Annotated in this window: 7 protein-coding genes and 2 pseudogenes; 3 read left to right on the forward strand and 6 right to left on the reverse strand. The window is 61.5% G+C overall.

Annotated elements, in window-relative coordinates; genetic code table 11:
• Positions 1 to 71: 71 nt before the first annotated feature.
• Positions 72 to 992 (reverse strand): LysR family transcriptional regulator, encoded by a 921-nt coding sequence (locus DYL61_RS30665; protein ID WP_135311500.1) that lies wholly within the window; start codon positions 990 to 992, stop codon positions 72 to 74.
• A gap of 130 nt (positions 993 to 1,122) precedes the next feature.
• On the opposite strand from DYL61_RS30665, the gene DYL61_RS30670 reads away from it, so the two are divergent.
• Positions 1,123 to 2,178, forward strand: coding sequence for a tartrate dehydrogenase (locus DYL61_RS30670; protein ID WP_135311501.1), 1,056 nt, complete (start codon positions 1,123 to 1,125; stop codon positions 2,176 to 2,178).
• Positions 2,179 to 2,259: 81 nt separating this feature from the next.
• Positions 2,260 to 3,591, forward strand: a complete 1,332-nt coding sequence (locus tag DYL61_RS30675) for a dicarboxylate/amino acid:cation symporter (RefSeq protein ID WP_193559473.1) — start codon at positions 2,260 to 2,262, stop codon at positions 3,589 to 3,591.
• Here DYL61_RS30675 and DYL61_RS32035 read toward each other — a convergent pair.
• The 4 genes and pseudogenes from DYL61_RS32035 to DYL61_RS30690 form a co-directional block, all read right to left on the reverse strand.
• Positions 3,529 to 4,071: pseudogene (locus DYL61_RS32035) on the reverse strand (methyl-accepting chemotaxis protein); the annotation flags it as partial. The gene DYL61_RS30675 and the pseudogene DYL61_RS32035 sit on opposite strands and share 63 nt — an antisense overlap.
• Before the next feature lie 321 nt (positions 4,072 to 4,392).
• A pseudogene (locus DYL61_RS32040) lies at positions 4,393 to 5,472 on the reverse strand (cache domain-containing protein); the annotation flags it as partial.
• A gap of 145 nt (positions 5,473 to 5,617) precedes the next feature.
• On the reverse strand, positions 5,618 to 6,508 hold the full coding sequence (locus DYL61_RS30685; RefSeq protein ID WP_105695565.1) for a bestrophin family protein: 891 nt from the start codon (positions 6,506 to 6,508) through the stop codon (positions 5,618 to 5,620).
• 90 nt (positions 6,509 to 6,598) lie between these two features.
• Entirely contained in the window at positions 6,599 to 6,898 is a 300-nt protein-coding gene (locus tag DYL61_RS30690) for an ArsR/SmtB family transcription factor (protein ID WP_135311503.1), read from the reverse strand.
• Positions 6,899 to 6,988: 90 nt separating this feature from the next.
• Here DYL61_RS30690 and DYL61_RS30695 point away from each other — a divergent pair, with 90 nt between their 5' ends.
• Positions 6,989 to 8,080, forward strand: a complete 1,092-nt coding sequence (locus tag DYL61_RS30695) for an NADH:flavin oxidoreductase/NADH oxidase (RefSeq protein ID WP_135311504.1) — start codon at positions 6,989 to 6,991, stop codon at positions 8,078 to 8,080.
• A 132-nt stretch (positions 8,081 to 8,212) separates the two neighbouring features.
• Here DYL61_RS30695 and DYL61_RS30700 read toward each other — a convergent pair whose 3' ends face one another.
• Positions 8,213 to 8,392: a DUF6124 family protein gene (locus DYL61_RS30700; RefSeq protein ID WP_135311505.1), complete on the reverse strand. Its 180-nt coding sequence runs from the start codon at positions 8,390 to 8,392 to the stop codon at positions 8,213 to 8,215.
• Positions 8,393 to 8,845: the final 453 nt, after the last annotated feature.

Consider the following 8,845-nt stretch of genomic DNA (forward strand, 5'->3'; position numbering starts at 1 on the left):
CTGGCATTAGGGCAAGCCCCCTCCCACCTTGATTGCATTTCAAGACCTGGGATCAGCTGAGTAGCGACTATTCACTCGCTCACCAACCCCTCATCCACCTTATCCAGGTGCTTGAAGCGTTCGATCAGAAAGTCGATCAGGCAGCGCACCCTCGCCGAGAGGTGCAGTTGTTGCGGGTACACCGCGTACACATCGGCGCGGGTGGGCGTCTGGTCTTCCAGCACCAGGCGCAGGCGCCCGCTGCGCACATAGCGGGCGATGTCCCATTCGGCGCGCAACAGAATCCCGTAGCCCTCCAATGCCCAGTTCAGCGCGACTTCGCCGTCATTACAGCCCAGTGCGCCTTGCACCTTGATGTTCTCGGTGTGGCCGCCATGGGTAAATGACCACACGCCATACGGCGATTCGTTCTGGCGGATGAAAATGCAGTTGTGCTGAGGCAGGTCGGCGAGTTTTTGCGGCGTACCGTGTTTGTCCAGGTACAGCGGCGAGGCGCACAGCAGGCGGCGGTTGGAGGCGATCTTGCGCGCATGGAACGCCGCGTCCGGCAGACTGCCGAAGCGGATGCCGAGGTCGAAGCCGTGGGTGGTCAAGTCCAGCGGGTGGTCACTGATTTCCAGCTGGATCTCCACCTCCGGGTACTGCGCGAAAAACGCCGCCAGCGCCGGGCCGATATGCCGGCGGCCAAAGCCCAATGATGCATTCACCCGAATCAACCCCTTGGGCGCGGCGCGGCTGCTGGTGAGCTGCTGCTCCAGCTCGTCGATCTGGGTGAGGATGCGCGCCGCGTGGCTGAAATACAGCTCGCCTTCGGAGGTGAGGCTCATGGAGCGTGTGGTGCGATTGACCAGCCGGATACCCAGGCGCGCCTCCAGTGCGGTCAGGCGTTTGCTCACCGCCGGCGGAGTGACTCCCAGTTCGCGGGCGGTGGCCACCAGGCTGCCTTTATTCGCCAGCAGGTGGAAAAACGACAAGTCGAGGGTCTGACTCATTCGTAACTCAAAGTTATTTATGTAGTGATTTCGAGTCGATCATGCTGCTTGGATCGCTACATATACTCCGGTCACACCCCGTTTGGACAGCCCAGCGCCGGCGGGAAAAACAAAAACACTGGAGTGAACGATGAACGCATACAACATTGCAGCAATCCCGGGTGATGGCATCGGTGTGGAAGTGATCGCCGCCGGCGTTGAAGTGCTGCAAAGCCTGGCGCACAAGGCCGGTTTCAGCCTGAACTTCAAGCATTTCGACTGGAACTCCGACAATTACCTGAAGAACGGGTACTACATCCCGGAAGGCGGCTTGGCCGAGCTGAAGACCTTCGACGCGATCTTCTTCGGCGCCGTGGGTGCGCTGAACGTGCCGGATCATATCTCGCTGTGGGGCCTGCGCCTGCCGATCTGCCAGGGCTTCGACCAATACGCCAACGTACGCCCGGCGCGAGTGCTGCCAGGGGTGAAAAGCCCACTGCATAACGGCGACCAGATTGACTGGGTGGTGGTGCGCGAGAACTCCGAGGGCGAATATTCCGGCAACGGCGGGCGCGTGCATCGCGGCTTGCCCGAAGAGGTCGCCACTGAAGTCTCGGTATTCACCCGCGCGGGTGTGGAACGCATCCACCGTTACGCCTTCGAACTGGCCCGCAGCCGCCCGCGCAAGCACCTGACCATGGTCACCAAGTCCAACGCCCAGCGTCACGGCATGGTGTTGTGGGACGAGATCTTCTATGAGGTGGCCAAGGACTTCCCGGATGTAAAGGTCGACAAGGAACTGGTGGACGCAGTGACCACGCGCATGGTGCTCAAGCCTGCGACCCTCGACGTCATCGTTGCCACCAACCTGCACGCCGACATCCTCTCCGACCTGGCCGCCGCGCTGTCCGGCAGCCTGGGCATTGCGCCCACCGCCAACCTCAACCCGTCGCGCCAGTTCCCGTCGATGTTCGAACCGATCCACGGCTCCGCATTCGACATCACTGGCAAGGGCGTGGCCAACCCCATCGCCACCTTCTGGACCGCCGCGATGATGCTCGAACACCTCGGCGAGCCAGCCGCTGCCCGGCAATTGATGTCGGCCATCGAAGCCGTCACCGAAAGCGGCCTGCACACCCCCGACCTGGGCGGCACCGCGACTACCCGTCAGATCACCGACGCGGTGATCGCGCTGATCAACCGTTGATTCACAGCAGTACTGCGGCATAACGCCAAGGGGCCTGGCCCCTTGGCATTTCCTGACAACAATAAAAATCAGGGCCCTGTCATGAAAAGAATCCTTGGCAAACTCTACGTACAAGTGCTGCTGGCGGTCATCCTCGGCGCGATTGTCGGGGTGTGCGTCCCCGAGACCGGCGCCGCGCTCAAGCCCTTGGGCGATGCCTTTATCAAGCTGATCAAGATGCTGCTGGCGCCGGTAATCTTCCTCACGGTGGTGACCGGCATCGCCAAGATGGAGAACATGAAAGAACTGGGGCGTGTGGGTTTTCGCGCGTTGCTCTACTTCGAAGTGGTGTCGACCCTGGCGCTGGTGGTGGGGTTGGTGGTGGTGGATGTGTTCAAGCCCGGCGCCGGCATGAATATCGATGTGGCCACCCTCGACACCTCAAGCCTTGCCACCTACACCTCGGCGGTCAAGCACGACTCGTTCATGGACTTTGTCATGAACATCATTCCCGACACCCTGGTGGATGCCTTTGCCAAGGGCAATGTGCTGCAAATCCTGCTGTTTTCGATCCTGCTCGGCGTGGCGCTGGCCGCGGTGGGGCCGCGGGGCAAACCCTTTGTCGACACGCTGGACAGCCTGATGCAGGGCATGTTTCGTATCGTCAACATGGTGATGCGCCTGGCACCCATCGGTGCGTTTGGCGCAATTGCCTTCACCATCGGCAAATACGGTTTTGGCTCGCTGTTTTCCCTGGGCAAGCTGATGGCTTGCGTCTACCTGACCTGCGCGCTGTTCGTGATCTTCGTGCTGGGGCCGATTTGCCGCTACAGCGGGTTCAGCCTGTGGAAGTTCCTGAAGTTCATCAAGGAAGAACTGTTCACCGTGCTCGGCACCAGTTCGTCGGAATCGGTGTTGCCGCAGATGATCGCCAAGATGGAAAAGGCCGGCGTGTCCAAGCCGGTGGCGGGGATGATCATTCCGTCGGGCCTGACCTTCAACCCGGACGGCCAGGCGATCTACTACACCATCGCCGCGATCTTTATCGCCCAGGCCACCAACACGCCGTTGACCCTCACCGATCAATTGATCGTGCTGGCGGTGCTGATGTTTACGTCAAAGGGCTCGGCGGGGGTGACCGGTTCCGGCTTTATTATCCTGGCGGCTACGCTGTCGTCCCTGGGCACGATTCCGGTGGCGGGCATGGTGCTGTTGCTGGGTGTGGACCGTTTTATGTCGGAAGCGCGGGCGATCACCAACACCATCGGCAATGGCGTGGGCACCATGGCCATCGCCAAGTGGGTCGGGGCGCTGGACATGGCGAAAATGCGCAAGGCCCTCGACGGTGACGCCGAGAGCCCCAAGCCGGTGTCAGAACTTGAACCGGCCCACCAACCCCTTGAGTTGACCCGAAATATCCGTAAGCCGGCCTGATCCGGTCTGCGCCGAGTGGGCGAAGCTTTCGACCAGTTGCGCATCGGCGTGGATCTGCGCGATGTGCCGGTTGATCTCTTCGGCCACCTGGTGCTGCTCTTCGGCGGCGGTGGCGATCTGGGTATTTTGGTCGCGGATCGAGTCCACTGATCCCCGGATCTTGTCGAAGCTGTCGCGGGCCTGCTGGATGCGTTCCACACTGGTGTGGGACACCAGCAGGCTGCCTTGCATCTGCTGGGTGACCTCCTGGGTACGGCGAGCGAGGTTGCCCAGCAGGCTGTCGATTTCGCCGGTGGAGTCGGCGGTGCGGCGGGCCAGGGCGCGCACTTCGTCGGCCACGACCGCAAAGCCACGGCCCTGGTCACCGGCGCGGGCCGCCTCGATAGCTGCGTTGAGCGCCAGCAAGTTGGTCTGCTCGGCAATCGAGCGGATGGTGTCGAGGATGGTGTTGATGTTTTTGCTGTCCTGCTCCAACTGCTGCATGGTCTGGGTCGAGCGTTGCAGGTCTTCGCTGAGCTGGAGCACGCTGCCGGTGGCTTCGCCAATGTGTTGCTGGCCGTCGTGCACATCGCGGTAGCCTTCGTCGGCACTGGTGGCGGCGGCGCTGCAAGAACGCGCGACTTCGTTGGCAGTGGCGACCATTTCGTTGAACGCGGTGCTGACCAGTTCCACCGCTTCGCGCTGGCGGCCGGCAGCCTGGTTCATGTTGTTGGCGACTTGGCTGGTGTCGGCGGCGGCGGTTTGCAGGTCCGAAGAGGCGTTGCCGATGCGTTGTACCAGTTGCGCGATCATGCTCAGGAATTGGTTGAACCAGCCGGCAAGGGTCGCGGTTTCATCCTTGCCCTGCACGATGAGTTGACGGGTGAGGTCGCCTTCACCTTCGGCGATTTCTTGCAGACCGTCGGCCACGCCCCGGATCGGGCGCACGATCACCCGGGCGAAACTCGCGCCGACAATCGCGAAGACAATCGCCAACGCGGCGGCAATCGCAGCGATCAACCACGTGAGGTGGGTGGCGCCGGCCATCACTTCATCGCGCTTGATCAGGCCGATAAAGCGCCAGCCCAGGGCGTTGGAGCTGACCACGTTGGCCATGTAGGGCACGCCGTCGATCTCGATGGCGGTCATGCCGTCGCCGCGCTTGGCCAGCTCCGCATAGTTCGGGCCCAGGTCGGCCAGGGGCTTGAAGTTGTGCTTGGCGTCGCTGGGGTCGACCAGCACGTTGCCGTTGGCTTCCACCAGCATCAGGTAGCCGCTGTCGCCCAGCTTGATGTTGCGCACCAGTTCGGTGAGTTGCTTGAGGGACACGTCCAGGCCGACCACGCCGAGCAGGTTGCCGGTGGCATCGGCAACGGTGTGCACGGTGCCGATCAGTACCACGTCGTCCGGCGCCCAATAGTAGGCGCCGGTGCGCACGGTCTTGCCCGGTGCGGCGATGGCCGCTTTGTACCAAGGGCGTACGCGCGGGTCGTAGTTGTTCAGCCTGGTGTCGTCGGGGTAGCTGGCGTAGCCACCGTCGGCGAGGCCCAGGGACAGGTAGGCGGTGCTGGGATGGCTTTTGGCGAACTGCTCGAAAATCGCCAGCAACTCTTTATTGGTCGGGGTGAGGGGGATTTGTGCGGCATCGGCGCCGGCGTAGTTTTTCAGGTCCTTGGCCGCGACAACACGCGGGTCCTTGGCCACGTACTCGACGTTCTGGCTGATGCCGTCGAAGAACTGCTGCATGCCATTGTCGATCTGGCGGATCTCGCGGCCGCTGCTGTCGAGGAAATTGGCCTGGGCCCCCTCGCGCAGATTCAACACGACCAGCACGGCCACCAGGATAACCGGCACGCACGCGATGGCGGCAAATGCCCAGGTCAGCTTTTGCTTGATATTCATGACTTCACCCGCGGGTATTTATAATTTTGGCAAGGAGAAAACAGTAGGGTCGAGCGCCGCATGTGTTGTTATCAAAGGGGTGTCGCCCATGCGTACCCCCTGTATATCGACTGCGGGAGCACGCACTTGAGGCCGCAAAAGGGGTTTAACTGATGCGCTCGCCACCCAGCGCATCCCGTTGCATCGATTGCAGGTTTTTCTCGATGGTTTCGCAGATGGTTTCCATCTGGATCTGGTGTTCGCTGGAGCGGAATGGGCTCTGCAAGTCGGTGCCGATGCGTTCGATGGCCAGCAACATAAAGCCCACCACCGTCGATGCCAGCGGGGTGAACCAGCCCAGGGATTCCACCAGGCCCACCGGCACGATCAGGCAGAACAGCGAGATAAACAGGCGCGGGAAATACACGTAAGGGTAGGGCAGTGGCGTATTGGCGATACGCTCCATGCCGCCCTGGGCGTTGGACAGATCCACCAGCGTCGACTCCAGCCGCGCCAGGCGGATGCTGTCCAGGTGGCCGGCCTTGTATTCCTTGGCCAGTAACGCGGCCGAACCGGTGAGGATATCGTTGGCGAAATTATTGGTGGCGCCGTTGCGCGCAAATTCCTCGGCAGGGATAAACGCGCGCACTTCTTCGGGGCAGGGTTGACCCTTGAGGTGGGCGGCCAGGCAATTCACATAGGCCACGTGACGGCGCAGCAGGGTGGCCTTGACCGGATTGACTTCGCTGTCGGCGTCATCCAGCAAGGTCAGCACCTGGCGCGCAAAGCTGCGGGAATTGTTGACCATCGCCCCCCACAACGTGCGGGCTTCCCACCAGCGGTTATAGGCGCTGCTGTTACGAAAACTGATCAGCACCACCAGCGCCGAACCGAGCAGGGTCAGCGGCATCAGCGGCAGGTTGATCTTGGCGTTGAGAAACAGCATGAAATCCACCGTGACGGCGATATCCCACAGCAACAGCCAGAACAACGACCAGCCGACGTAGCCCATGGTCTTGATGATCAAGCGGTATTTTTCGACGAGTGCGGCTTTCAAACGAGGACCTCGCGGCGAGCGGTAAGCAGGAGTGCTTTAGGTCGGACGCGGGGGTGGGGGGAAAGGTTCGGCAGTTAGCTGAATCGTAGCTTAATGTTGGGCCAGGATGCTCGCCAGCAAGCCGGGGAAGCGACTTTCAAGCACGTCGCTGCGCAATGAATTCATATGGGTAGTGCCCACACTGCGCGTCTGCACCAACCCTGCATCACGCAACACCCGAAAGTGATGGGACATGCTCGACTTGGGCCGTCCGCCATCCAATTCACCGCACGTGGCCTCGGGTACGCCGGCCAGGCAGCGCACGATTTCCAGGCGCACCGGGTCGCTCAGGGCGTAGAGCACGCGTTCGAGGGTGAGGTCTTGAAGCGGGGGATGTTTGAAGGCTCGCATGGGCGGCATGATAACCGGGGCTTTCGCTCAAGGCCATAGTTCGACTACTATCGAACTATCGAAACAGACATTCACTTGCTGGAGTCACTCATGGCCGCGTTGTTCCAACCGTTCAAACTCAAAGACATCACCCTGCGCAATCGCATTGCCATCCCGCCTATGTGCCAATACGTGGCCGAAGATGGCATCGTCAACGACTGGCACCACGTGCACCTGGCCAGCATGGCCCGTGGTGGGGCGGGGCTGGTGGTGGTCGAGGCCACTGCGGTTGCGCCGGAAGGCCGTATCACCCCCGGCTGCGCCGGTATCTGGAGCGATGCCCACGCCGAAGCGTTCGTGCCGATGGTCAAGGCCATCAAGGCCGCGGGTTCCGTGCCGGGTATCCAGATTGCCCATGCTGGCCGTAAAGCCAGCGCCAACCGCCCGTGGGAAGGTGATGACCACATGGCGCCTTCCGATGAGCGCTCATGGGAAACCATCGCCCCATCGGCCATCGCCTTCGGTGCCAACCTGCCGCAAGTGCCACGCGCCATGACCCTGGACGACATTGCCCGGGTCAAACAGGACTTTGTCGACGGCGCCCGCCGTGCCCGCGACGCCGGTTTTGAATGGATTGAGCTGCACTTCGCCCACGGCTACCTGGGCCAGAGTTTCTTCTCCGAGCACTCCAACCAGCGCACCGACGCCTACGGCGGCAGCTTTGACAACCGCAGCCGGTTCCTCCTGGAAACCCTGGCCGCCGTGCGTGAAGTGTGGCCGGAAAACCTGCCGCTCACCGCACGTTTTGGCGTGATCGAATACGACGGCCGCGACGAGCAGACCCTCACCGAATCCATCGAACTGGCGCGTCGCTTCAAGGCCGGTGGCCTGGACCTGCTGAGCGTCAGCGTCGGCTTCACCATCCCCGACACCAATATCCCGTGGGGGCCAGCGTTCATGGGGCCGATTGCCGAGCGCGTGCGTCGCGAGGCCGGTATCCCGGTGACATCGGCTTGGGGTTTTGGTACGCCGCAACTGGCGGAAGAAGCGCTGCAATCCGGGCATCTGGACGTGGTGTCGGTGGGGCGCGCGCACCTGGCTGATCCGCATTGGGCGTACTTTGCCGCCAAGGAACTGGGGGTCGAGAAATCGTCGTGGACCTTGCCCGCGCCTTATGCCCACTGGCTGGAACGCTATCGCTGATTGGGCATAAGCACACCGATTAACGGTGTATGAAGATCCAATGTGGGAGGGGGCTTGCCCCCGATAGCGGCGGGTCAGTGATGAATACTTCAACTGACACACCGCCATCGGGGGCAAGCCCCCTCCCACATTTCATTTGCCTTCCCAGGCCACCGGGTATTCCCGGTTCAATGCTTCATCTACCAATAACTGCACAATCTCAATCATCTGCACCACTGCAAGCACCTGCTTGCGACTTTGCCCATCAAGGTGTTCGGCGCAGTTGTAGGCGCAGGCAGTTGCCGATTCAAGTATCTCACTGGCATTGCTCAAGGCCGCTTCGGTACTTAGGCCGGGGCGGACGGTGAAAAGTATTTCGGGGGGGCGATGGCAGGGTGTCTTCCGAGCTGGACGACGGGGGATTGGGCGTGACTTTCTTCATGGCGAAGCTCCTATGAATGAGCACCTCCATTTCGCTACCACACGAAGTAAGGAGGCGACTGTACACGGGGTGGTAGACCGGTCATAGAAACCCGGCAGGCCGAAGCCTCCCATGCACAGCCGCCACAAAGCAGCCCGCACAAAAAAACGCCCTTGAGCGTTTTGGGGTCTATGAAAGAACTGGGCTACCACACCCATTCGCTGAATTTGCAGCGACCTGCGAAGGGTAGCGATGAGGCTCGTCGGACGCAACCTGAAAGTCGCGTGGGAGCGCTCCTACGAAATGATGACGCTGCCAGAGTGGCTGATCGAGATAGAAGCAGAAGCAGTGATCACGTAGCGAGC

It is taken from the genome of Pseudomonas nabeulensis (genome assembly GCF_004682045.1).
Lineage (GTDB): Bacteria > Pseudomonadota > Gammaproteobacteria > Pseudomonadales > Pseudomonadaceae > Aquipseudomonas > Aquipseudomonas nabeulensis.

What these genes read in the sequence shown, in the direction of transcription:
- DYL61_RS30665 (WP_135311500.1), bottom strand. Translation starts at nt 992, where the DNA reads ATGAGTCAGACCCTCGACTTGTCGTTTTTCCACCTGCTGGCGAATAAA.
- DYL61_RS30670 (WP_135311501.1), top strand. Translation starts at nt 1,123, where the DNA reads ATGAACGCATACAACATTGCAGCAATCCCGGGTGATGGCATCGGTGTG.
- DYL61_RS30675 (WP_193559473.1), top strand. Translation starts at nt 2,260, where the DNA reads ATGAAAAGAATCCTTGGCAAACTCTACGTACAAGTGCTGCTGGCGGTC.
- DYL61_RS30690 (WP_135311503.1), bottom strand. Translation starts at nt 6,898, where the DNA reads ATGCGAGCCTTCAAACATCCCCCGCTTCAAGACCTCACCCTCGAACGC.
- DYL61_RS30695 (WP_135311504.1), top strand. Translation starts at nt 6,989, where the DNA reads ATGGCCGCGTTGTTCCAACCGTTCAAACTCAAAGACATCACCCTGCGC.